Consider the following 23,948-nt stretch of genomic DNA (forward strand, 5'->3'; position numbering starts at 1 on the left):
GCACGCCATGACCAATAGCACCTCTGCCCAGCTTGATACCAACGCGGTGGCCGACTGGCTGCAGCGGAACATGCCCGGCTTTTCCGGCCCCATCGAGGCCGAGAAGTTCGAGGTCGGCCAATCCAACCCCACCTACCGGATGATAACCCCCTCGGGCCGCTACGTGCTGCGGCGCAAACCGCCGGGGGTGCTTTTGAAATCCGCGCACGCGGTCGACCGCGAATTCCGCGTGCAAAAGGCCCTCTATGACACCGGCGTTCCGGTGCCGCGCATGCACATCCTGTGCGAGGATGACAGCGTGATCGGCTCGGCCTTCTACGTCATGGACGAGGTGCCGGGCCGTCATTTCGACGATCCGCGCCTACCCGATCTGCCCCTGCCCGATCGCCGCCCCATCATGGACGAGATGAACCGCGTGCTGTGCGCCATTCACGATGTCGATCTGGTCACCACGGGGCTTGATGATTACGGGCCGGGCGGCAACTACTACCGCCGCCAGATCGACCGCTGGACCAAGCAATATCGCGCCAGCGAGACACAGCATATCGAGGCGATGGAAGAGCTGATCACCTGGCTTGACGCCAACGTGCCCGCCGATGACGGACAGCGCACGCTGGTCCATGGCGATTACCGCATCGACAACATGCTATTTTCCCACGACGGCCCCCACTGCGCCGCCGTGCTGGATTGGGAACTTTCGACCACCGGTCACCCCTATGCCGACCTGGCCGCCGTCCTCATGCAGTGGGCGATGCCGCCCGGCGCCGAGGGGCGCGGCCTTGCCGGTGTCGATCGCGCCGCCGAGGGCCTGATGACCGACCAGGAATTTATCGAAGCCTACTGCGCCCGGCGCGGGATCCCCGGCATCGACGGCTTCGGCTTCTACCTCGCCTTTGCGTTCTTCCGCATGGGCGGCATCCTGCAAGGCGTCCTGAAACGCGCGCTTGATGGCAACGCCTCGAACCCGGACCGCGCCCGCAAACTCGGCAGTTTCGTGCCCCGCTTTGCAGAGGCCGGCCTGAAAGCGGCCAAGACGGTATGAAGAGGCACCCATGACCACGCCCGAGCTTGATCCCGATATCGTCGAGGCGCCTTACCCGTTCCAAAGTCACCTCGGCTTTTCCTTCGCGGCCTGGAGCACGGATTACTGCCGACTTGAGTTGCCCCTCACCCCCGCATTGATGAACCGCTACGGTATCCCCCACGGCGGCGTGCACGCCGCGATGCTGGATTCCGCCATGGGGTTCGCCGGCTGCTACACCGGCGACAAGGATGCGCCGCGCCTTGCGATGACGCTGTCGCTCAACGTCAACTACCTTGGGCAGGCGCGCGGCGGCACCCTACTCGCAGAAGGGCACCGCACCGGCGGCGGGCGCAAGACCTTCTTCGCCGATGGCAAGATCACCGATGAGCACGGAACCGTCATCGCAACCGGCACGGGCGTCTTCCGCTACCGGGCGTGACAACGAGACCGAAACAGGAAAGGAAACGACATGACCGACACGATGCAACGGATCGCCCTGGCCCGCCGCCCCGACGGAGAGCCGGTGCCCGAGGATTTCCGCCTCGAGGACATCCCAGTGCCCGATCCCGCCGATGGCGAAGTCCTGGTCAAGGTGCACTACATGTCACTAGACCCTTACATGCGGGGGCGTATGGACGACGCCAAATCCTACGCCACCCCGGTGCCCGTGGGCGGCACCATGGAAGGCGGCGCCGTGGGCGAGGTGATCGCGTCGAAATCCGATGCCTTCGCCCCGGGCGACTACGCGTTCGGCATGTTCGGCTGGGCCAGCCACGGCTGCCTGCCCGCGCGCGAGTTGCGCAAGCTGGATCCCGCGCACGGCCCCCTTACCGCCGCCCTTGGCGTGCTGGGCATGCCGGGCTTTACCGGCTGGTTCGGCCTGACCGAATACGGCAAGCCGAAAAAGGGCGAAACCGTCGTCGTAGCGGCAGCCACCGGCCCGGTCGGCTCGATGGTCGGACAAGTGGCCAAGGCGCGCGGCTGCCGCGTGGTCGGCATCGCGGGCGGCCCCGAGAAATGCGCGCTGGCGACCGACAAGTTCGGCTTCGACGCCTGCCTCGATCACCGCGCCTACGCGGACGGCAAGAAAATGCGCGACGCGCTGGCCAAGGCCTGCCCCGATGGCATCGACATCTATTTCGAAAATGTCGGCGGCAAGGTTCTTGAGGGCGTGCTGCCGCTGATGAACGTTGGCGGGCGCATTCCCGTCTGTGGCATGATAAGCTGGTACAACGCCGGCGGCCTGGGCGCCAATGCCAGCGGCGACAAGGACAACCTGCCCAAGCTGTGGCGCACCATCCTCGTGAACCGCCTGCACGTGCACGGCTTCATCATCTCCGATCAGTTCGACCACTACCCCAGGTTCCTGTCGGAAATCGGCCCCAAGGTCGCCGCGGGCGAAATCGGCATTCAGGAAGACATCGCCGAGGGCCTGGAAAACGCGCCCGAGGCGTTCATGGGAATGCTCAAGGGCCGCAACTTCGGCAAGCAGATCGTAAAGATCACCTGACCCCCACCAAGCAACCAAAACTTCCCAAATGCCCGGCCCCGCTGCCGGGCGTTTGCAATCTATGGCCTTGAGAGGTCCGCGCGGGTTCAAGGCGCGTAGCGCACCCCCACTGGAGCGATTTTTCGCCGCAGCCCCCCCCGCCACACGGCATTTCCCCTTTATCTGATGTTTTTTGTCAATTATATGAGACGCATCAGCCGCCCCTACGGCCAACCCTTGCAGGAGTTCGTCAATGATAGTCTGTCATTGCATGTCGATCACCGATCACGACATCCGCGCCGCGGTGGACTGGATGCGCAAATCTGATTCGCATGCCCTGATCACCCCCGGCAAAATCTATCACGCCCTGGGGAAAAAGGCCGATTGCGGCGGCTGCCTGCCACTTTTCCTCGACACGATGCAATCATGCGATAGTCTTGAGGTGCCCATCCTATCGCGCGGCGCCCGTGCGCGCCGCGCCGCAAACACAGGAGACGCACATGAAAGGCGACAAGACAGTCATCGACTACCTGAATCAGGCGCTGCGCAGTGAACTGACCGCCGTCAGCCAGTATTGGCTGCATTACCGTCTGCAAGAAGATTGGGGATACGGCAAGAACGCCGCCAAATCGCGCGAGGAAAGCATCGAAGAGATGCACCACGCCGACAAACTGATCGAGCGGATCATTTTCCTCGAAGGGCACCCCAACCTGCAAAAGCTCGACAGCCTCAGGATCGGAGAGAACCTCAAGGAAACTCTAGAGGCGGATCTCGCCGCCGAACAGGACGCGCGCACGCTCTATATCAAGGCGCGCGACCACTGCGAATCCGTGGGCGATTACGTCTCCAAGAACCTGTTCGAGGAACTGATCGCCGACGAGGAAGGGCATATCGACTTCCTCGAAACGCAGCTCGATCTCTATGACACCCTCGGCGCCGAACGCTACGGCCTTCTCAACGCCAGCGCCGCCAACGACGCCGAATAAACCAGGCGCCTTGCGCCTCTCCGAGCTTCATCTTGCCAACAATACTCCGGGGGGAGTCGCCAAAGGCGACGGGGGCAGCGCCCCCACCCCCGCCCGGATCATGCGCTCATGTTGCCGGACATGACCCGCGACAGATGGTAGTCGGTATCGCCAAGCTGATGATCCAGCATCACCAGCCGCTTGGCGTAATGCGACACCGGGTATTCCCACGTCATCGCGATACCGCCATGCATCTGGATCGCCTCCTCGGCCACAAGCCGCGCCGCGCGTCCGATCATGTTCTTGGCCATCGACGCATAGCGGCTGGCCTGATCCCCATCCAGCTCCGCCGCCGCCTTGATGGTGATCGATCGCGCCTGCTCTATCTCGGTCAGCATGTCCACCGCGCGGTGCTGTAGCACCTGGAACTTGCCGATCGGCACGCCGAATTGCTTGCGCTGGCGCATGTAGTCCACGGTCGTGTCATGGGCTAGCTGCATCGCGCCCACGGCCTCGGCGCACAGGGCCACGATCCCGGCGTTCTGCGCCGCCTCAATGGCGTCGCTGGCATCTGCGATCAACAGACGCGCCGCCGTGTCGTCCAACAACACCTCGGCCGCGCCGCCACCGTCGATCATGGCATAGCCGATCACCTGTGCGTCGCGCGCCTGCACCTCGAACAGCGCGACTTTGCCCTCCAGCCGCGCCGCAACCAGCAGCACATCGGCCACCTGCCCGCCATAAACGGCGCTTTTGCGCCCCGACAGCACGTGCCCATCCCCGCGCACTTCGGCGGCGCAGGCCACATCGGCGATGTCATAGGGCGCATCCAACTCCGACAGCGCGGCGGCATATCTCATCGCGCCCGTCAGCAGCCCCTCCTGGTCCGCCCCCGCCGCCGTCAGCAGGCGCGACGACAGCAGCGCCGCCAATACCGGCTCGGGGCACAGCGCCCGGCCTAAAGCCTCGAACACCACCGAGATGTCGAAGCCAGTGCCGCCAAACCCGCCTGCGTCCTCGGACGCCAGCGCATAGAGCGCACCTAGCTCGGCCATCTCGTCCCATTTCGCCGGGTCATGGCACGGCAGCTCATACGCCACCGCATTGCGATGCTCGATCGTGTACTTGTCACCCAGGTAGCGCGCCAGTGTATCAGCCAGCATGCGCCGATCATCAGTCAGGTTGAAATCCATCGCTTACAGCTCCAGCATTGTCTTGGTCAGGATGTTGCGCTGGATCTCGTTCGACCCACCGAAGATCGATGTCTTGCGGTTGTTGAAATAGCGCGCCGCGTTGTTTGCCGCGTCCTCGGGACCAAACAGGATGTTGCCATCGCTGACATGGCCGGGAAACGGTGCCGCCGCCGGGCCAAGCGCCCGGCGCGCCAGGTCTTTCAACTCTTGGTGGATGACCGTTCCCTTGATCTTGAGGATAGATGTCTCGGGCCCGGGCGCCCCCTGTTCCTGCGCCTTGAACAGCATCCGCAGGTTGGTGATCTTCATCGCCTCCAGGTCGATCTCGGCCTGCGCGATGCGCGCCGCGAACAGCGGATCATCGATCAACCGCGCCGCACCGCGCCGCACCTTGCGCGCCAGCGCCTTGACCTCTTCCAGCGCCTGCATCGAAAAGCCCACGCCGGCAATGCCGGTGCGCTCATGGCTCAGCAGGTATTTCGCGATGGTCCAGCCCTTGTTTTCCTCTCCCACGAGGTTGGCAACCGGCACGCGCACGTCGGTGAAAAATACCTCGTTCACCTCGTGCCCCCCCTCGATCAGGCGGATCGGGCGCATCTCGATTCCCGGCGTATCCAGATCGACCAGCACAAAGGAAATGCCCTCTTGCGGCTTGGCATCCGGGTCCGTGCGCACCAGGCAGAAGATCTTGTTGGCGTGCTGGCCTAGGGTCGTCCACGTCTTTTGCCCGTTGATGACATACTCGTCGCCGTCGCGAACTGCGTGGGTTTTCAGGCTGGCAAGGTCGCTGCCCGCCCCCGGCTCGGAATAGCCCTGGCACCACCAGTCGGACCCATCAAGGATACGCGGCAGGACCTCTTGCTGCTGCGCCTCGGTCCCGAACTTGATCAGGACCGGACCCAGCATATTCAACCCGAACGGCACGATCCGCGGCGCGTATGCGCGGCAGCATTCCTCCTCGAAGATGTGCTTTTGCACCGGGGTCCAGCCGGGCCCGCCGAACTCGACCGGCCATGTCGTCGCCAGCCATCCCTTGGAATTGAGCAGCGCGTGCCACTCCTCCATCATCTCCTTGCTCAGTTCCCCGCCCGCACGCACTGCGTCGGCGATATGGGCGGGCAGGTTATCGGCCAGCCAGCCGCGCACCTCTTCCTGGAACGCGCGTTCCTCGGGTGAATAACTTAGGTCCATATCAAGTCCCCTTGTTCATGTCGGCAAATGTCGTGCCGTCCTCGGCCATGCGCCGCAGGATATCGGGCACCTGCCAGTAATGCGCATCCTCTTTTGCGTAGGTCTCGATCCGGCGCACCAGTTCCGCGGCGCCAATCGTGTCGGCATAATGCAGCGGCCCACCCCGGAACCGCGGAAACCCGTAGCCGAACAACAGCACCATATCCACGTCCAGCGGCCGCTTGGCGATGCCATCCTCGACAACGCGGGCGGCCTCGGAAATCATCGCCGTCATGTAGCGATCCACGATATCCTGATCGGTGAACTCGCGCGGCGTGATCCCGGCCTTTTCGCGTTCCTCTTCGATGATGCGGGCGACATCGGGGTTGGGGCGGATGTCCTTGCCCTCGTAGATGTAATACCCCTTGCCGGTCTTGCGCCCGAACCAGCCCTCTTCGCAGATGCGGTCGGCCACCGCGCCGGAGTACCGCTCATTCGGATCGCGCGTGCCTGCCTTGCGCTTGCGCGTGGCCCAGCCGATATCCAGACCCGCCAGATCGCCCACCTTGTGCGGGCCCATGGCAAATCCGAACCCTTCAAGCGCCGCATCCACCTGTTGCGGCGTGGCGCCGTCCAGCACCAGATACGCCGCCTCCTTGCCGTAATGCGACAGGATACGATTGCCGATGAACCCGTCGCACACCCCAGCGCGCACGCCCACCTTCTTCAGCCGCTTGGCCAGCGCAAAGCCGGTCGCCACCACGTCCGGCGCGGTCTTGTCCGCCACCACGATTTCCAGCAAGCGCATCACGTGCGCGGGGCTAAAGAAATGCAGCCCCAGAACATCGGCGGGGCGGCTGGTGGCGGCGGCGATCTCGTTCACATCCAGGTACGAGGTGTTCGACGCCATGATCGCCCCCGGCTTGCAAATGGTGTCGAGCTTGCCGAAGATTTCGGTCTTTACGCCCATGTCCTCGAACACCGCCTCGACCACCAGGTCGACATCGGCCAAATCCTCCATCGCCAGCGACGGCTCAAGCATCGCCAGCGTCGCGTCGCGCTTGTCTGCGGGAAGTTTGCCACGCTTGACGGCGCCGTCGATATTGCCGGTGATCGTCGCCACCCCGCGATCCAGCCCTTCCTGCGCCACCTCGATCAGGCGCACCGGCAACCCGGCCAGCAGGCAGGACGTGGCGATACCCGATCCCATCGTGCCGCCACCGATGATGCCGACCTTGCCGATGGGGCGCGCCTCGCCCTTGGCCTCGGGGATGTTGCTGACCGCGCGTTCGCCGAAAAAGGCGTGGATCAGCCCGGCCCGCTGCGGCGTGTCCATGCACTCCATGAACGCCTCGCGCTCAAACTGCAGGCCCTCGCTCAGCGGGGTTTTGGTCGCGGTATGGATACACTCCACGATCTTGTGCGGCGCGAATAGCAGCGCCTGGGTCTTGCGCAGCTTCTCGGCCGTTCGCTCAAGCGCGTCGTCATCCGGCGCGACCTGCAGATCGCAGGTGCGCCGCGTCTTCAACGTGCCGGCAGCCGCGTCCTGCGCCGCCCGGATCGCCACGTCGCGCGGCTCGCCAGCCTCCAGCCGGTCAATCGCCCCTGCCTCAAGCGCCTCCTGCGCGGGCACATGCCGCCCCGACAGGCACATATCCAGCGCAAAGGGGATACCGCTCAGACGCGGTAGGCGCTGCGTGCCGCCCGCGCCGGGCAACAGGCCAAGTGCCACCTCGGGCAGGCCCACGCGCAGCCCCTCGATCCCGACACGCGCATGCGCCGCCAGGCCCAGCTCGAACCCACCGCCCAGGGCGGTGCCGTGCATGATGGCCACGACCGGGATCTCGCTCGCCTCGATCCGGTTATACACGTCGGGCAGGGCCGGCGGCTGCGGCGGTTTGCCAAACTCCTTGATGTCCGCCCCCGCCACAAATGTGCGCCCGGCGCCGTAGATGGCAATCGCCTTGACGCCGCCCTCGGAGGCCAGCCGGGCAACGGCATCATTCAGACCCTGCCGAACCGCCTGCCCGGTGGCGTTCACCGGCGGATTATCAATGCAGATCAGGGCGATATCGCCATCCACTTCGATCGAGATCAGATCATTCACCTGATGGATATCGGACATGTGCGGCCTTTCTATATTAGATCGTCGGGCACCTATCGGGCACGGCGCACGCGCCCGTTCCCTCACCCGTTCGACGCCGCACGGTAGAGCCTTCGGGGAACCTCGTCAATAAATGGAAATTCGTTTCGCAGTGCAGAATGCATGCTAGCCGATGATCTCGAACCGGGTCACATCGACCAGCCCCCGATCGGTGATCTTGAGCGCCGGAATCACCGGCAGCGCCAGGAACGCCAGCTGCAGAAACGGCTCCTCCAACGTGACACCCAGCGATGTCGCCGCCGCGCGCAGATCCGACAGCCGGTCGCGCACCTTCTCGAACGGCTCAAGACTCATCAGTCCGGCCACCGGCAATGCCAGCTCGGCCAGAACCTCGCCGCCGCGCACCACGACGAACCCGCCCTCGGTCTCGCCAAGGCGGGTCACGGCGCGGGCCATGTCGTCGTAATCCGCGCCGACCACCACGATGTTGTGATGGTCGTGGCACACCGTCGATGCGATCGCCCCCGCCTTGAGGCCAAAGCCACGCACGAACCCGGTGGCGATGTTGCCGTTGCGCCCGTGCCGTTCCACCACCGCGATCTTGACCAGATCGCGCGCAACATCGGGGCGCTTGTCGCCCTCCTCGATCGTGATCACCTCGTGCAGGTGCTCGGTGATGATCTTGCCGTCCAGTATCCCGATCACATCCGTTTCTTCGCGGTTGCCCCCAGTGCGAAAGCTGGTCGCCGTGACAACCGGCGCATCGACCGATCCGCGCCCCACCGGCGCCACGTCCCCGCGCGCGGCGAATGCCGCCTCGGTCATCTCCTGCCCGGCGCACAGCACCCGCGCCGCGCGGCACTCTTCCAGGCTGTCCAGCACCACGATATCGGCCCGCCGCCCCGGCGCGATCAGGCCCCGGTCGCGCAGGCCGAACGCCTCGGCCGCCGACAGGCTGGCGGCGCGGTACACCGCCAGCGGCGAACAGCCTAGCGCGATCAGGCTACGGATCATGTAATCCAGGTGCCCATGCTCGGCGATGTCCAGCGGATTGCGGTCATCGGTGCATAGTGCCATGTAGGGCGCGGTCACATCGCTCAGAACCGGCGCCAGCGCGTGCATGTCCTTGGAAACCGATCCCTCGCGGATAAGCACCCGCATCCCCTTGCGCAGCTTCTCGCGCGCCTCATCGGCTGTGGTCGCCTCGTGCTCGGTGCGGATACCGGCGGCGACATAGGCACACAGGTCCCGCCCCGACAGCATCGGCGCGTGCCCGTCGATATGCCCGCCGCGAAACAGCTCCAGCTTGGCCAGCGCGCCCGCGTCCTTGGCCAGAACGCCGGGGTAGTTCATGAACTCCGCCAGCCCGATCCCCGACGCATGCCCGCGTAATTCTGCCAGCGCGTCCGCCTCGATCCGCGCGCCCGATGTCTCCATCTCGGTGGATGGCACGCAAGAGCTTAGCTGCACCCGGATATCCATCAGGGTATGTTCCGACGCGCGCTGGAAATAGCGGATGCCATCGACCCCGATCACATTGGCTATCTCGTGCGGATCGCAGATCGCCGTCGTCACCCCGCGCGGCCCGACGCAGCGGTCAAACTCGAACGGCGTCACCAGCGAGCTTTCAATATGCAGATGCGTGTCGATGAACCCCGGCACAAGGATCTGGCCGCTCACGTCGATCACCTTGTGCCCCTCGTAGGCCTCGCCGACGCCGACGATGGTCTCGCCGCAAATCGCCACGTCGCCCGCGATCATCTCGCCGGTGGTCAGGTCAAACACCCGCCCACCGCGCAGCACCGTATCGGCGGGCGCGATGCCGCGCCCCTGGTCTATCAGGTCGCTGAGGTCTCTCATGTCATTGCTCCTTGCATTCCCGGTCCGGGCGCGCAGCAGCCGGGTGGCATATTGCCAGTTGCGCCCCTTTTGCCCGCGCATCGTCAGAGCCAACATTTGCGTGGCGCGGCGCGATCACGCGCGAATTATGATCGTCGATGTTGACTTTCACGAAATCTGCCTGTCTTTATTTTACTATCCGATAAAAAACGAAAACGGAATGACCGACAATGTCGCAAATCTGTTTCATAAAACTGGCAGGTCAGCGAGTGCTTACCATACCTGAAAACAGGGGACTGAAATGAAACGTAATTCCTTCACGATCAACCTCGCCCGCTCGGCCGGGGTGATCGGCCTGATCGCCATGGCCCAGGGCACCAGCGCCGAAACGCTGCGCCTGCTGACGTGGGGCGGCTACGCACCCCAGGACGTCATCGAGAAATTCGAGGCCGAAACCGGCCACACCGTCGAGGTGACCAAGTCCAACAACGAGGAAATGATCGCCAAGCTGCGCGCCACCGGCGGCGGCGGCTTCGACCTTGCCCAGCCCAGCCAGGACCGCATCGCCGGTCCGCAGGCCGAGTTCGGCATTTACAAGCCCATCGACCTGTCCCAGATCGACAGCAGCCTGTTCATCCCTTCGATGCTGGAAGCGACCAAGAAAAACACCACCGTCGGCGGCGACGTGTACGGCGTGCCGCATGTCTGGGGCACCAGTGGCCTGGTTCTGGACACATCCAAGGCATCCACCGTCACCGACTACACCGACCTGTGCAACGACGATGTCGCCGGGCAGGTATCCTACCGGCTCAAGCGCCCGACGCTGATCGGGTTCGCGTTCTCCATGGGGCTTGATCCCTTCGCCGCCTATGGCGACGAGGACGCCTATACCGAGATCATGCAAAAGGTCGAGGCCAAGCTGAAAGACTGCAAGCCCAACGTCAAAACCTACTGGGGCGGCGGCGATGAACTGATGAACCTTGTCCGCTCGGGCGAGGTGATCGCGGCCATGGCATGGGATACCGGCGGCTGGAAGCTGAACGATGACAACGCCGACATCACCTTCGTCGCGCCCGATTCTGGCGCGCTTGGCTGGATCGACACCTTTGTTCTGCCTGCCAAGGGCCGCGCCGATCAGGCCGCCTATGACTGGATCAACTTCGTGATGCAGCCCGAGGTATCGGCCATGATCACCGCCTCGGCCGGGAACTTCACTGCCTCAAAGGGCGCCGATGCCTACGCCTCGGACGAACTTAAGGCCAAGTACCAAAACAGCTTCCCGCCCGAGGACGTGGATAACATCAAGTGGTATCCGCCCGTCCCCGCCGGCCTCGAAGCGATCGAAGGCGGCGTCCTGGACCGGGTCAAAGCGGCCAACTGATCCGCGGCGCGCACGCGCGCACATGACCATACGCGGCACCCGCCCTCGCGCGTGGGTGCCGCATTCCGTTTCACCTGACGCAGGATACCCGATGACCCCCGATCTGGAATGCACCGCCCTGACCAAGCGGTTCAACGACGAGGCCGCAGTGGACAATGTGAGCTTTGCCGTCCCCCAGGGGTCTTTCTTTTCCATCCTCGGCCCATCGGGCTGCGGCAAGACCACGATCATGCGCATGATCGCGGGCTTCCTGCCCCCCACCAGCGGCGACATCTGTATCAAGGGCCGTTCGATGCTGAACGTGCCGCCCAACAAGCGCCCGGTGAACATGGTGTTCCAGCACCTCGCGCTGTTTCCCATGATGAACATCGAGGACAACATCGGCTACGGCCTGCGCCGCGCCGGCCTGCCAAAACCCGAGATCACCCGCAAGGTCGGCGAGGTACTCGAACGTATCGGCCTGCCCGGCGTGGGCAAACGCAAGGTGTCCGAGCTGTCGGGCGGCCAGAAACAGCGCATCGCCATCGCCCGCTGCATGGTGCTTGAGCCTGACGTGCTGCTGCTGGACGAGCCGCTCGGCGCGCTCGACCTGAAGCTGCGCGAGCATATGAAGATCGAACTGAAGGCGCTTCAGGCCGCGTTCGACACCACCTTCGTCTACATCACCCACGACCAATCCGAGGCGCTGGTCATGTCCGACCAGATCGCCGTCATGAACAACGGCCGGTTTGAACAGCTTGGCGCAGCGCGTGATCTCTATTACCGGCCCGAAACCGCCTTCGTGGCGGGGTTCGTCGGCGATACCAACCGCTGGCCCGCCAAAGTGGACCGGGTCGAGGGTGGCGCGCTGCAGCTGCGTACCGATAGCGGCCTGACCCTGCACGGCGCCTCGCACGGGCGGGCCCTGTCGCGCGGCGACCGCGCCGATGTCTATGTCCGCCCCGAGGCGATCCGCGTCGCCCACACCGCCGATGAGCTGTCCCAGTTCGACAACCGACTCTCGGGGCAGGTCACCTCGATCCTGTTCAACGGCGCTGCCAGTCGTATCCTGTTCCGCGACGACGCCGGGCATGAGGAGATCGAGGTAACCCTGCCGCAATCGGGCGAGTTTGCCATGCTGGAAAAGGGCGCCCGCGTGCATATCGGCTGGTCGGGCGCACATGGCAACTGCTTTGCCGCGACCACCGCGGCGGCGGGGGCCTGAGCGATGCGCGCACAGGCGAGATTGGGCTTCATCCTGCTGCTGATGCCGATCCTTCTGTGGCTAACGGCGCTGATCGTGATCCCGCATATCGACATGTTCCTGATCTCCCTGCGCGAACGCGTCGGCGTCGGCGAATATGCTACCAGCACCGCCAACTACCGCACGTTCCTGGGAGAGCCGCTCTACCTGGTCACCTTCGCACGCACCGCGATCATGGCCGTCACGGCCACCTTCATCACCCTGCTGATCGCCTTCCCGGTCAGCTACTACATCGCCAAGATGATCAAGGGCCGCCTGCAATCGGCGCTGTTCCTGATGTGCCTTGTGCCGTTTTGGGTGTCCGAACTGGTGCGCACCTTCGGCTGGATGATCCTGCTGCGCGAGACGGGCCTGTTTTCCAACCTGCTGCAATGGTCCGGCCTTGCCTCCGGCCCGGTAGAGATGCTCTATAACGACGCCGCGATCATGGTCGGGCTCGTCTACACCTCGATGCTGTTCATGGTGGTGCCCCTGGTCACCACCCTCGAAAGCCTCGATGATTCCGTGATCGAGGCAGGCTACGACCTCGGCGGCTCCGGCCCCTCAATCCTGCGCGAGATCATCATCCCCCACGCCACCCCCGGCATCGTGTCGGGCAGCATCGTCGTGTTCATGCTATCGCTGGGCAACTACCTGACTCCGACCATGCTGGGCGGCAAGGATAGCCTCTGGTTCACCGAGCTGATCTACTCGCAGTTCATCGTGCGCTTCAACTGGGAACTGGGCGCCGCGTTTGGGTTCATGCTGCTGATCCTGTCGTCGGTGATCGTCTGGGCCATGCTGCGCCTGACGGGTCAAACCCTTGAAAAGACAATGGGCTAGGAAAGGACCGCGCGATGATCCCCACCATTCCACAGCCCCGCGCGATCCGGGCCGCTTATACCGCCTATATCGTGCTGTTCTTCATCTACCTCGCGCTGCCGCTCACCGTGGTTGCCGTGTTCGCCTTCAACGATAGCCAGTTCCCCTCCCTCCCGTGGGAGGGCTTCACATGGAACTGGTTCTTCGGCGACAAGGACCCCATGATCGGCGTCTTTCACGACCGCGCCATTCTGCGCGCGATCGGCACATCGGCCTTCGTCGGCATCTGCGTTTCGGCCCTGTCGGTGGCCGTGGGCACCTCCAACGCGTTCCTGTTCAACCGGTACCAGTTCCGCGGCCGCGGCCTTCTCTACGTGCTGATGCTGATGCCGCTGGTGATCCCCGGCATCGTGCTGGGCATCTCGATCCTGGTGTTCTCCTCGACCCTGGCCAACGCGGCGTGGGACGGCATGAAATGGGATATCACGGCGCTGCGGCCCGGCCTGACGCTGGTGGTGCTCGGCCAATTCTCGTTCATCGCCACGATTGCCACGCTGGTCATCTCCGCCCGGCTCCAGAAGTTCGACCGCACCCTCGAAGAAGCCGCCATGAACCTCGGCGCCGGCCGCCTCACGGCTGTGCGCACCATCACCATCCCGTTCCTCGCCCCCGCGCTGGTGGGGGCCTTCGTCGTGGCTTTTTTGATGAGCTTCGAGAACTTCAACACCACGCTGATGCTGGTCGGCTCCGACGCGCCGCTGACCATTGCCATGTTCGACAGGCTGAAAGAGGGCTCCACCCCCCTGCTCAACGCCGTGTCGCTCTTGCTGATGCTGGGCTCCAGCCTGCTGGCCCTCGTGATGATAACCTTCCAACGCCGCGCAGCCTGATAGGGCAGGAGCCTCCGGCTGGGATATTTTAGGGCCAGAAGAAAACCCCACACGCCCCCATCCCAAACGCCGGGCTCTTCATCTTGCCCAAAGTACTCCGGGGGAGTCGCCGCGTGCGGCGACGGGGGCAGCGCCCCCAGATCCCCGCGCACGCTCAGCCGATGGCGCCGCGGTTTTCGCCCACCTGCCCGCGATGCAGTAGCAGGTGGTCCAGGATCACGCAGGCCATCATCGCCTCGCCCACCGGCACCGCGCGGATACCGACACAGGGGTCGTGGCGGCCCTTGGTGACGATGTCGGTCGCCTTGCCCGCCTTGGTGATCGTCTGCCGCGTCTTCAGGATCGAGCTGGTCGGCTTCACGGCAAAGCGCACCACCACGTCCTGCCCGGTCGAGATCCCGCCGAGGATGCCGCCCGAGTGGTTGCTGGAATAGACCGGCTGCCCGTCATTGCCCATGAAAATCTCGTCGGCGTTGTCCTCGCCCGTAAGGGTGGCCGCCGCCATGCCTTCGCCGATCTCCACGCCCTTAACCGCGTTTATGCTCATCATCGCGGCGGCCAGGTCTGTGTCCAGCTTGCCGTAGACAGGCGCGCCCAGCCCCGCAGGCAGGCCCCGCGCCACCACTTCGACGACCGCGCCCACCGAGTTGCCGGATTTGCGCAGCCCGTCGAGGTACCCCGCCCATGTTTGCGCGGCGTGCGCATCCGGGGTCCAGAACGGGTTCTCGTCGATCTGGGCCCAATCGAACCGCTCGCGGTCGATCTCGTGCGCGCCTATGCGCGTCATGTAGCCCTTGATCTCGACATCGGGCGCCAGCGCCGCAACCGCCGCCCGCGCCAGGCCACCGGCCGCCACCCGCGCGGCGGTCTCTCGCGCGCTGGACCGGCCGCCGCCGCGATAGTCGCGGATGCCGTATTTCTGCCAATAGGTGATATCGGCGTGGCCGGGGCGGAATTTCTCGGCGATGTCGCCGTAATCCTTGGATCGCTGATCGGTGTTCTCGATCATCAATTGAACCGGCGTGCCGGTTGTCTGCCCCTCGAACACCCCCGACAGAATGCGCACCGCGTCCGCCTCGCGCCGCTGCGTGGTGTATTTGCTTTGCCCCGGTTTGCGCCGGTCCAGCCAGTGCTGTATCGCGTCCTCGGTGATCGGCACACCGGGCGGGCAGCCATCCACCGTCGCCCCCAGGGCCGGCCCGTGGCTTTCGCCCCAGGTGGTCACGCGGAAAAGATGGCCGAACGTGTTGATGCTCATGGGCGCTCTCCTTTGCCCACCCCATTAGCCGCCGCGCGGGGCCCGCTCAAGCGGTTTTGCCTTGATGCGCCCCCTTGGGCGGCTTAGGTTCTGGGTCACCTCGGGGTGCCCCGCCATGCGCAGGGCTGAGATGCGACCGCTGCGAACCCGTTGAACCTGAACCGGTTAAGACCGGCGGAGGGAAGGTTTGGATACGCCTCCTGACTTGCTCCGCCCGTCGCAGACAGGAGGATGCCATGAAGTATCTTGCACTTGCCACGGGATTGTTTGCCGCCACCACCGCGGTGGCCGAAACACCCACGCTGACCATCTACACCTATGACAGCTTCGTAAGCGATTGGGGCCCAGGCCCCGCCGTCGAAGAGGCATTCGAGAAAACCTGCGAATGCGATCTGAAATTCGTCGGCACCGGCGATGGCGCGTCGCTTCTGGCGCGGCTGCGCCTCGAAGGAGCGAACACCGACGCCGATATCGTGCTGGGCCTCGATACCGGGCTGACGGCGGCCGCCTCTGAGACCGGGCTGTTCGCGCCCCATTCCGTCAGCGCCGAGTATGACCTGCCGATTGCATGGGATGATCCGCTTTTCGTACCGTTCGACTGGGGCTATTTCGCTTTTGTCGCGGAGGCCGGCTTTGATGCGCCCACCAACTTTCGCGATCTGGCCGCCAGCGACACCACCATCGTGATCCAGGATCCCCGCTCGTCCACGCCGGGGCTTGGCCTGCTGATGTGGGTGAAAACCGCCTATGGCGACGAGGCCAAAGACATCTGGGCTGGCCTCTCGGACAACATCGTAACCGTCACCAAGGGCTGGTCCGAGGCGTATGGCCTGTTCCTTGAGGGCGAGGCCGACATGGCCCTGTCCTACACCACCTCGCCCGCCTATCACATCATCGCCGAAGACGACGACAGCAAGGCCGCCGTGCCCTTCGACGAAGGCCACTACATGCAGATCGAGGTTGCCGGCAAACTCGCCGGTACGGATCAGCCCGAATTGGCGGACAAGTTCCTCTCGTTCGTAACCGGCGAGGAGTTCCAGTCGATCGTGCCCACGACCAACTGGATGTATCCCGCCGTGATGCCGCAGGGCGGCTTGCCCGATGCGTTTGGCACCCTGATCAAGCCCGAGAAATCCCTGCTAGTCCCTGCGGACGAGGCCGATGAGGTGCGCGACCGCGCGCTTGAAGAGTGGCTGCGCGCGCTGTCGCGATAAACCGCGCGGGCGGCGGCGGCCCTGGCCTGATCGCGGCGGCGTTCGTCGCCGCGGTGATCCTTGGTCCGGTCGCCGCCGTGCTGTGGCGCGCGGGCGGGGGCGGTTGGCCCGGCCCCGCCGATTGGGCAGCGCTGCGCTTTACCCTGACGCAGGCCACCCTTTCGGCCCTGATCAGCGTCGCACTGGCGATCCCCGCCGCCCGCGCGCTGGCGCGGCGGCGCTTTGCTGGGCGGCGCATTCTGATCACGGCGCTTGGCGCGCCCTTTATCCTGCCGGTGATCGTTGCGGTGCTGGGCCTGCTGGCGGTGTTCGGGCGCTCTGGTGCGCTCAATACCGTGCTGTACGCCGCCGGCCTACCAACCATGCAGATCTACGGGTTGCACGGCGTCGTGCTGGCGCATGTGTTCTTCAACCTGCCTCTGGCCACGCGCATCATCTTGCAAGGCTGGCAATCCATCCCGGCCGAGCGGTTCCGCCTGACCGCCAGCCTTGGCATGAACGCGGGCCAGGTCATGCGCCACCTTGAATGGCCGATGCTGCGCGCGGTGATCCCCGGCGCGCTGATGGTGATCTTCGCCATTTGCCTCAGCAGCTTTGCCGTGGCGCTGACGCTAGGTGGCGGGCCAAGTGCTACCACGGTCGAGCTGGCCATTTACCAGGCGTTCCGCTTTGACTTTGACCTGGGCCGCGCCGCCGTGCTGGCCTGCATACAGCTCTCAATCGTCACCGTCGCGGCGATCCTCGCGCTGCGGGTGGCGCAATCCGGCGGCTTTGGCGCCGGGCTGGACCGTAGCTTGCGCCGGTTCGATGCCGAAACCCCCGCGCTGCGCCTTTTGGATGCGGGCGTGCTACTACTGGTGGCGCTGTTCCTGCTGACGCCGATGGCCGCCATCGTGATGCGCGGCGGCGCTGCGCTGCTGGATTTGCCCGGCGCCGTCTGGCGCGCGGCGGGCATATCGCTGGCTGTGGCGGGCGCGTCCATGGCGCTGACGCTGGCGCTCGCACTGCCGATGGCGCTGGCCGCCCTGAAGCGCCCCATGATCGAGGCGGTCGGCCTTCTTGGCATCGCCGCCTCTCCGCTGGTTATCGGCGTCGGGCTATTCGTGCTGATCAACCCGTGGACCAACCCGATGCTGCTTGCCCTGCCGGTCACGGCGCTGGTCAACGCGGTCATGGCCCTGCCCTTTGCCCTGCGAGTAATGACGCCGCAACTTATTGATATTAATTCCGAGTTCGGGAACCTCTGCGATAGCCTCGGGATGTCGCCGCGCGACCGGCTGCGCCTTGTCGTCCTGCCGCGCCTGCGCCGGCAGCTTGGCTTTGCCGCCGGTCTGGCCGCCGCCCTGTCGATAGGCGACCTGGGGGTGATCGCCCTATTCGCCGACCCCGAAATCGCGACGCTCCCCCTTCAGATCCTGCGCCTGATGGGCGCCTACCGGATGGCCGACGCCGCCGGCGCGGGGCTGCTCTTGCTGGTGCTGTCGCTGTCTGTATTCTGGCTGCTCGATCAAGGGGGGCGCGCCGATTCTGACGCTTGAAGCCATCGAGATCCGGCAAGGCGATTTTCACCTTAGCGCCGATTTGTCGGTCGCGGACGGCGCACGCGTGGCCCTGATCGGGCCCAGCGGCGCGGGCAAGTCCACGCTGTTGAATGTCATCGCGGGATTTTTCCCGCCGGTTTCGGGCCGCGTTCTATGGGATGGGCAGGACATCACGAACCTGCCGCCTGCGCAGCGCAAGTGCGGAATATTGTTCCAAGACAACAACTTGTTCCCGCATTTCACAGCGAAGCGCAACGTCGGACTGGGCATTCGCCCCGATCTGCGCCTCTCGGCCGAGGATCATCAAGAGGTCGCCCGCGCCCTTGATCGCGTCGGCCTCACCGGCCTTGGGGGCCGCAAGCCGGCGCAGCTTTCGGGCGGCCAACAGGTCCGCGTCGCCCTGGCCCGTGTCCTCGTGCAGCGCAAGCCGCTGGTCCTTCTGGACGAGCCTTTCGCCGCCCTCGGCCCCGCCCTCAAGGCCGAGATGCTGGATCTGGTTCAGGCCCTCATGACCGAGACCGGCGCAACCCTGCTGATGGTCAGCCACGATCCCCTGGACGCGCAGCGGATCGCCCCTGAGACGATCCTTGTCGCGGATGGCCGCGCCAGCGCCCCGTGCGACACCAAAACCCTGCTCGCCACCCCTCCCGAGGCCTTGCGCCGCTACCTGGGCACCTGATCGCCGACCATGAGAAACCCCGCCCGAATGAACGGACGGGGCTACAATTGCGGCGCGGTGCGCGCCCGATCAGGCCGTTTTCTTGCCCTTGATCGGCGCCCACAACCGTTTGTTCGTCAGGTACAGTAGCACCGAAAGAACCGTTAGGAACAGCACCCCGACGAACCCGGCATGCTGGCGCGCCATCATCTTGGGCTCGGCCGCCCACATCAGGAACGCGGCGACATCCTCGGCTTCGCTGTGGATGTCGTTGGGCGCCCCGTCATCAAACTCCACATCCTCGCCATAGAGCGGCGGCGCCATGGAAATCCAACCACCGGGGAAGGCTGTGTTCTCATAGAACATCGTGCCCGCCTCCATCTTGTCCTCGCCGGTATAGCTGGTCAGGATCGCGGTGATGTATTCCGGCCCGCCCATACCGTTGAATAGCTGGCTCAGCCCGGTGCCGTACGGCCCGTGGAACCCGGCCCGCTTCTTCGCCATCAACGACAGGTCCGGCGCCCCGGCAGCGGTCACTTCGGGGAAGTGATCCGTCGGCTTGGCCGCGCGGTAATCGTCCAGCTCCGGATCGAACACCTCGAAGTTCTCGGCATAGGCGCGCACCTGATCTTCCGGCAGGTGCGGCCCGCCCTCGTCGCCAATAGTGCGAATGGGCACGTATTTCATGCCGTGGCACGAAGCGCAGACCTGGGTATAGACCTTCAGGCCGCGCTGAAGCTGGTTCTGATCGAACGTGCCGAACGGCCCTTCGAAGGAAAACGCCACATCCTCGATATGGCCCTCGCCCCCTGCGGCCACGGCTGCCCCACCCGAAAGGGTCAGGGCGGCAACTGCGGCAAGGCTTAGTTTCTTGAGCATTGTCCCGTTTCCTTTCTTATTCGGCAGGCGTGCCAGAAGCTTTGCCGTAATGGGAGTCGAAATCTTCCTCGATCGTCGCCGGCTCTGCGCTTGGCTTCTCGATGACACCCAGAAGCGGCAGAATGACAAGGAAGTAGGCGAACCAATACGCCGACCCAATCAGCGAGATCGTCGAGTAGGGCGGCTCGGCCGGCATCGCCCCGGCCCACATCAGCACCACGAAATCGAGGCACAGAAGCGCGAACCACCACTTGAACATCGGCCGGTAACGCCCCGAACGAACGCTGGAAGTATCCAGCCACGGCGCCACGAACATAACCGCGATCGCACCGAACATGGCCAGCACGCCAAAGAACTTGGCGTCAACGATGCCGCCGGTGATCCAGCTTGCGAACATCACCACCCACACGTCCGAGGTGAACGCCCGCAGGATCGCGTAGAAGGGCAGGAAATACCATTCGGGCACGATGTGCGACGGCGTGACCAGCGGGTTCGCCTCGATGTAATTGTCGGGGTGGCCCAGGTAGTTCGGCATGAACCCGACGATCGCAAAGAATACCACAAGGATCACGGCCAGCGCGAACAGGTCCTTGATGACGAAGTAGGGCCAGAACGGAACCGTGTCCTTTTCCGCCTCCGCCTTGGAGCCGCGACGCACATCAACGCCCGTGGGGTTGTTGTTGCCCGTGGTGTGGAAGGCCCAGATGTGGATCGCCACCAGCGCCGCGATTACGAAGGGCAGCAGGTAGTGCAGGCTGAAGAAGCGGTTCAGCGTGGCATTGCCAACCGCCGGCCCGCCCAAAAGCCACGTCTGGATCGGCTCGCCGATGAACGGGATCGCGCCGAACAGCCCCGTAATCACCGTGGCGCCCCAGAACGACATCTGCCCCCAAGGCAGCACGTACCCCATGAAGGCCGTGCCCATCATCAGCAGGTAAATCAGCATGCCGATGATCCACGTGATCTCACGCGGGGCCTTGTACGACCCGTAGTAAAGACCGCGGAAAATATGCAGATACACCGCAAGGAAGAACAGCGACGCGCCATTCATGTGCAAATACCGCAGCATGTGCCCGCCATTCACGTTGCGCATGATATGCTCGATGCTGGCGAAGGCCATGTCGACATGCGGCGTGTAATGCATCGCCAAAACGATGCCGGTCACGATCTGCAGCACAAGACAGAACGTCAGGACAATACCCCAGATCCACATCCAGTTCAGGTTCTTGGGCGTGGGGATCATGATCGTGTCGTAAAGAAGTCCGACAATGGGCAGACGGCTATGCAGCCATTTCTCGCCCCGGGTCTTCGGCTCATAGTGATCGTGTGGAATTCCAGCCATGATGCGTCTCCTCAGCCCAGTTTGATCGTCGACTCGTCGACGAATTCAGCCACGGGAATCCAGAGGTTCTCTGGCGCGGGGCCTTTGCGGATACGCCCAGCAGTGTCGTAGTGCGAGCCGTGGCAGGGGCAGAACCAGCCGCCGAAATCGCCCGAGCCGTTCCCGATCGGAACGCAGCCCAGATGCGTGCACACCCCGATCATCACCAACCATTCGCCCGCCTCGTCAAGCGTACGGTTCTGATCGGTGGCCTTCAGCGACATGTCGTTACGGTTCTGCGCGTTCGTGTCGACCAGTTCCGACATCTCGACCTCGCGCGCCGCTTCGATCTCGGCATCGGTACGGCGCCGAATGAACACAGGCTTGCCCAGCCATTTCACGGTCAATTGCGTGCCGGGCTCAACGCCGCCCACATCGACACGGATGGACGACAGCGCCTGAACGTCTGCGGATGGGTTCATCTGATTCACAAGTGGCCAGACAGCGGCACCTGCGGTTACGGCACCTGCGCCAGCCGTGGCGTAGTAGAGGAAATCTCTGCGGGTGCCTTCGTGATCTTCTGCGTGGGACACGAGGGTTTCTCCATTCTTCGGCCGGTGATGGCCCGTGCATTTGATGTCCGTGCGAACACGACCTATCTGGCTGCTATTTAGCGGGGGATTCCGCTCAGGTCCAGCGGTCAATGCCACGCAGACGGGTATCATCCGCCGAAGATGCCCATCTGTCGCGCTTGAGTCGCGATATCAGCACGGCTAAGGTGACGGCGAAACCTTGGGACATGTCGGGAATATGCCATGAAATCGTTCAAGTTCCGGATCGCCGCGGCCACCCTGACCGCCGCGCTCGCCGGACCAGCCGCCGCCGAGATGGAGCTCAGCCTCTATTCAGGCGTGCAGACATTGCCGCACAGCAACTTGTCCGGCACCTATCCCGCTGGCGGCTCGTTTTCCCGCCACGTCAAATGGAACGGCAAATCTTTTGCCGCGCCGCCCTATTACGGCGCGCGCGCGATGTGGTGGCGGCCCAGCAACATCGGCTGGGGGGTCGAGTTCACCCACGCCAAGGCCTATGCCTCGGACGCGGACATGAATGCGCTTGGGTTCTCCAGCCTGGAATTTACCGACGGTCACAACCTGATCACGGTCAACGTCATGAAACGCTGGCCCGATCGGTGGGGCGGCTTCACCCCCTATGCCGGCGCGGGCCTCGGGGTTGCCGTACCCCATGTGGATGCCACGACAACCGGCGGATCGCGCACCTATGGCTATCAACTGACCGGCCCGGCCGCGCGGCTGACGGCGGGGGCGAAGTACGACCTGAACGACAAATGGGCGGTGTTCGGCGAGTACCAGTTCACCTATTCCGACAACGATGTCGATCTGAACGGTGGCGGCTCGATGAAGACCACGCTGATCACCAACGCGCTGAACTTCGGCCTGTCCTACAAGTTCTGAACGCGCCTGTTTCCGCCGTTAAGACTTGGCTCCAATGCGCGGCATCAAGGGCGAAGCCCGCCGCGCAGCGTCAGACCGCCCCCGTCGCACCAGAGGTGCGCCGCTTATCCTCGGCACGCCTCCGGCGTGACCGGCGGGTGCTGCGCGGCTCCTCGTTACCTCTCCGCGCGGCCCTCGCATCAGGTGGCCCCATCAATCCCGCGGCTGCGTCGCCACCATCGCCGGGCGTTCAGAAAATTCGTCATACCAATCAGCCAGCGCATCGCGCCCCTTCCGCCAATCTCGGGCACCGTGCCGGAAATCCAGGTACCCCAGGGCACAGGCGACCGCGATCTGCCCCATATCAAGCCGCCCCGACAGGTGACTCATCCAGCGGCCTTCCAGCGCATCCAGCGCACGGCTCACCTTCGCCCACTGCGCATCCAGCCAGCCATCGAAAACCTTGTCCTCGGGGCGCAGGCGCACCTCGTAGATCATGCCCACGGCCGCATCCATGATGCCATCCGCCGTCGCCTCCAGCGTCAGCGTCTCCCAGATGTGCGCCTCGGGGTACAGGCCCGCCTCGGCGCGGGCATCCAGAAACCGGGTAATGACCCGGCTGTCATAGATCGCGGGCCCGTTTGGCCGGACCAGCGCGGGGATCTTTCCCAGCGGGTTGGCCGCAGCCACATCGTCTGCCGTCGCCACCGGCGAGGTCTTGACCTGCGCCATCTCGATATCGTCGATCTGCCCCGTCTCATGCAGGCAGACCAGTACCTTGCGGACATAAGGCGAGGCGGGAGAGTATACGAGTTTCATGCGCGGTCCTTTCTGCAGTCGCCGCCAGACTACTGCCCAGATCGCCGCGTGCAAGTGGGCTTTGTCAGGTCTCTTCCGGCGGCGACCGCATCCAACGCGCCAGCGCGGTCAGCTCAGAGCCATCAGCGGACCCCGCCACCCCTCCGGCGGCGGCCAGCCGCACCTCGTTTGGCTTGTTCTGGCTCAGCTTCCAAGTGCCATCGACCGCCTCGATCCTCAGTTGGCACGGAACGATCTGCCGCATCATTCGCGTCGCCACATCATCGGGCATCTTGTCCATCTTCCAGACAGGCTTGGGCGCCAGCGGCGCTTCGAACCGATCAGAGGTGGCCTCGAGGATCTCGCGCAGCCGCTCTTGCGGTAGCAATTCGCAGGCGCCGGTCAGGTGGACGGCGATGTAGTTCCACGTCGGCACCTGTTCGGAAATGCCGTACCAATCGGGCGAAATGTACCCGTGTGGCCCATTGACGGCCAGCCGCGCAACGCGGGGCTCGGACAGAAGCCGCACCATCGGATTTGAACGCACCAAGTGGAAAAGCACCTCGTCGCCATCCAGTACGAAGGGGATATGGCTCAGTAGCGGGGCACCCTGCCCATCGGCCAAGGCCAGGGTTCCAAAGCCCATACTCGCTACGAAATCGATGTTTTGCGCGCGCGATGTTTTGCGAAATTTCGGGTTCGGGTGCATGTATCCGCTCCGGTATC

Annotated in this window: 24 protein-coding genes and 1 riboswitch; of the genes, 14 read left to right on the forward strand and 10 right to left on the reverse strand. The window is 64.3% G+C overall.

What is annotated here, in order from left to right:
* Window positions 1-7: 7 nt before the first annotated feature.
* From G568_RS0113285 to bfr, 5 genes are all read left to right on the forward strand, one after another.
* Window positions 8-1,042 carry a phosphotransferase family protein gene (locus G568_RS0113285; RefSeq protein ID WP_026758503.1) on the forward strand — a complete coding sequence of 345 codons (1,035 nt, stop codon included), beginning with the start codon at window positions 8-10 and terminating at the stop codon, window positions 1,040-1,042.
* A gap of 10 nt (window positions 1,043-1,052) precedes the next feature.
* Window positions 1,053-1,463 carry a PaaI family thioesterase gene (locus G568_RS0113290; RefSeq protein ID WP_026758504.1) on the forward strand — a complete coding sequence of 137 codons (411 nt, stop codon included), beginning with the start codon at window positions 1,053-1,055 and terminating at the stop codon, window positions 1,461-1,463.
* A gap of 30 nt (window positions 1,464-1,493) precedes the next feature.
* Complete coding sequence (locus G568_RS0113295) at window positions 1,494-2,534, forward strand: NADP-dependent oxidoreductase (protein WP_026758505.1); 1,041 nt, start codon at window positions 1,494-1,496, stop codon at window positions 2,532-2,534.
* Window positions 2,535-2,766: 232 nt separating this feature from the next.
* Window positions 2,767-3,066: a (2Fe-2S)-binding protein gene (locus G568_RS19985; RefSeq protein ID WP_084627403.1), complete on the forward strand. Its 300-nt coding sequence runs from the start codon at window positions 2,767-2,769 to the stop codon at window positions 3,064-3,066.
* Window positions 3,014-3,499, forward strand: coding sequence for a bacterioferritin (gene bfr / locus G568_RS0113305; RefSeq protein ID WP_026758506.1), 486 nt, complete (start codon window positions 3,014-3,016; stop codon window positions 3,497-3,499). Before G568_RS19985 ends, bfr begins: the two co-directional genes overlap by 53 nt.
* 98 nt (window positions 3,500-3,597) lie before the next feature.
* Here the strand turns inward: bfr and G568_RS0113310 are convergent, their stop codons facing one another.
* From G568_RS0113310 to ade, 4 genes are all read right to left on the reverse strand, one after another.
* A complete protein-coding gene (locus tag G568_RS0113310; RefSeq protein WP_026758507.1) occupies window positions 3,598-4,671 on the reverse strand; it encodes an acyl-CoA dehydrogenase family protein in 1,074 nt (357 codons plus the stop codon).
* Window positions 4,672-4,674: 3 nt separating this feature from the next.
* Window positions 4,675-5,862, reverse strand: coding sequence for an acyl-CoA dehydrogenase family protein (locus tag G568_RS0113315; RefSeq protein ID WP_026758508.1), 1,188 nt, complete (start codon window positions 5,860-5,862; stop codon window positions 4,675-4,677).
* Between the two features lies 1 nt (window position 5,863).
* The gene (locus G568_RS0113320; protein ID WP_026758509.1) at window positions 5,864-7,966 is read right to left on the reverse strand and encodes a 3-hydroxyacyl-CoA dehydrogenase NAD-binding domain-containing protein; all 2,103 of its coding nucleotides are present in this window, start codon (window positions 7,964-7,966) and stop codon (window positions 5,864-5,866) included.
* A 144-nt stretch (window positions 7,967-8,110) separates the two neighbouring features.
* Entirely contained in the window at window positions 8,111-9,805 is a 1,695-nt protein-coding gene (ade, locus tag G568_RS0113325) for an adenine deaminase (protein ID WP_026758510.1), read from the reverse strand.
* On the opposite strand from ade, the gene G568_RS20585 reads away from it, so the two are divergent.
* The 5 genes from G568_RS20585 to G568_RS0113345 all read left to right on the forward strand — a co-directional run bounded on the left by G568_RS20585 (window position 9,804) and on the right by G568_RS0113345 (window position 14,099).
* The gene (locus G568_RS20585) at window positions 9,804-10,070 is read left to right on the forward strand and encodes a hypothetical protein (protein WP_211222257.1); all 267 of its coding nucleotides are present in this window, start codon (window positions 9,804-9,806) and stop codon (window positions 10,068-10,070) included. The genes ade and G568_RS20585 overlap by 2 nt on opposite strands.
* A gap of 78 nt (window positions 10,071-10,148) precedes the next feature.
* Window positions 10,149-11,165 (forward strand): extracellular solute-binding protein, encoded by a 1,017-nt coding sequence (locus G568_RS0113330; RefSeq protein ID WP_157084417.1) that lies wholly within the window; start codon window positions 10,149-10,151, stop codon window positions 11,163-11,165.
* Between the two features lie 91 nt (window positions 11,166-11,256).
* A complete protein-coding gene (locus tag G568_RS18835; RefSeq protein ID WP_037374158.1) occupies window positions 11,257-12,369 on the forward strand; it encodes an ABC transporter ATP-binding protein in 1,113 nt (370 codons plus the stop codon).
* Window positions 12,370-12,372: 3 nt separating this feature from the next.
* Complete coding sequence (locus G568_RS0113340; protein ID WP_026758512.1) at window positions 12,373-13,230, forward strand: ABC transporter permease; 858 nt, start codon at window positions 12,373-12,375, stop codon at window positions 13,228-13,230.
* A 14-nt stretch (window positions 13,231-13,244) separates the two neighbouring features.
* Window positions 13,245-14,099, forward strand: coding sequence for an ABC transporter permease (locus tag G568_RS0113345; protein WP_026758513.1), 855 nt, complete (start codon window positions 13,245-13,247; stop codon window positions 14,097-14,099).
* Between the two features lie 154 nt (window positions 14,100-14,253).
* Here the strand turns inward: G568_RS0113345 and aroC are convergent, their stop codons facing one another.
* Complete coding sequence (gene aroC / locus G568_RS0113350; protein ID WP_026758514.1) at window positions 14,254-15,357, reverse strand: chorismate synthase; 1,104 nt, start codon at window positions 15,355-15,357, stop codon at window positions 14,254-14,256.
* 91 nt (window positions 15,358-15,448) lie between these two features.
* A riboswitch (TPP riboswitch) is annotated at window positions 15,449-15,557 on the forward strand.
* 36 nt (window positions 15,558-15,593) lie between these two features.
* Here aroC and thiB point away from each other — a divergent pair.
* The 3 genes from thiB to G568_RS0113365 are packed head-to-tail and all read left to right on the forward strand — an operon-like array spanning window position 15,594 to window position 18,791.
* Window positions 15,594-16,571, forward strand: a complete 978-nt coding sequence (thiB, locus tag G568_RS0113355; RefSeq protein ID WP_026758515.1) for a thiamine ABC transporter substrate binding subunit — start codon at window positions 15,594-15,596, stop codon at window positions 16,569-16,571.
* Window positions 16,547-18,109, forward strand: coding sequence for an ABC transporter permease family protein (locus G568_RS0113360; RefSeq protein WP_026758516.1), 1,563 nt, complete (start codon window positions 16,547-16,549; stop codon window positions 18,107-18,109). The genes thiB and G568_RS0113360 overlap by 25 nt, the downstream gene beginning before the upstream one ends.
* A complete protein-coding gene (locus tag G568_RS0113365) occupies window positions 18,096-18,791 on the forward strand; it encodes a thiamine ABC transporter ATP-binding protein (RefSeq protein ID WP_026758517.1) in 696 nt (231 codons plus the stop codon). Before G568_RS0113360 ends, G568_RS0113365 begins: the two co-directional genes overlap by 14 nt.
* Window positions 18,792-18,860: 69 nt before the next feature.
* On the opposite strand, the gene G568_RS0113370 is transcribed toward G568_RS0113365, so the two are convergent.
* Genes G568_RS0113370 through petA form a run of 3 tightly spaced genes read right to left on the reverse strand, consistent with a single transcriptional unit; the run spans window position 18,861 to window position 21,563 of the window.
* Entirely contained in the window at window positions 18,861-19,649 is a 789-nt protein-coding gene (locus tag G568_RS0113370; RefSeq protein WP_026758518.1) for a cytochrome c1, read from the reverse strand.
* Window positions 19,650-19,665: 16 nt separating this feature from the next.
* The gene (gene petB, locus G568_RS0113375) at window positions 19,666-20,991 is read right to left on the reverse strand and encodes a cytochrome b (RefSeq protein WP_026758519.1); all 1,326 of its coding nucleotides are present in this window, start codon (window positions 20,989-20,991) and stop codon (window positions 19,666-19,668) included.
* A gap of 11 nt (window positions 20,992-21,002) precedes the next feature.
* Complete coding sequence (gene petA / locus G568_RS0113380) at window positions 21,003-21,563, reverse strand: ubiquinol-cytochrome c reductase iron-sulfur subunit (protein ID WP_026758520.1); 561 nt, start codon at window positions 21,561-21,563, stop codon at window positions 21,003-21,005.
* A gap of 222 nt (window positions 21,564-21,785) precedes the next feature.
* On the opposite strand from petA, the gene G568_RS0113385 reads away from it, so the two are divergent.
* Complete coding sequence (locus G568_RS0113385; protein WP_026758521.1) at window positions 21,786-22,445, forward strand: outer membrane protein; 660 nt, start codon at window positions 21,786-21,788, stop codon at window positions 22,443-22,445.
* 192 nt (window positions 22,446-22,637) lie between these two features.
* On the opposite strand, the gene G568_RS0113390 is transcribed toward G568_RS0113385, so the two are convergent.
* Entirely contained in the window at window positions 22,638-23,243 is a 606-nt protein-coding gene (locus G568_RS0113390) for a glutathione S-transferase (protein ID WP_026758522.1), read from the reverse strand.
* A 64-nt stretch (window positions 23,244-23,307) separates the two neighbouring features.
* Window positions 23,308-23,931: an FMN-binding negative transcriptional regulator gene (locus tag G568_RS0113395; RefSeq protein WP_026758523.1), complete on the reverse strand. Its 624-nt coding sequence runs from the start codon at window positions 23,929-23,931 to the stop codon at window positions 23,308-23,310.
* Window positions 23,932-23,948 lie beyond the last annotated feature (17 nt).

It is taken from the genome of Sediminimonas qiaohouensis DSM 21189 (genome assembly GCF_000423645.1).
Taxonomy (GTDB): domain Bacteria; phylum Pseudomonadota; class Alphaproteobacteria; order Rhodobacterales; family Rhodobacteraceae; genus Sediminimonas; species Sediminimonas qiaohouensis.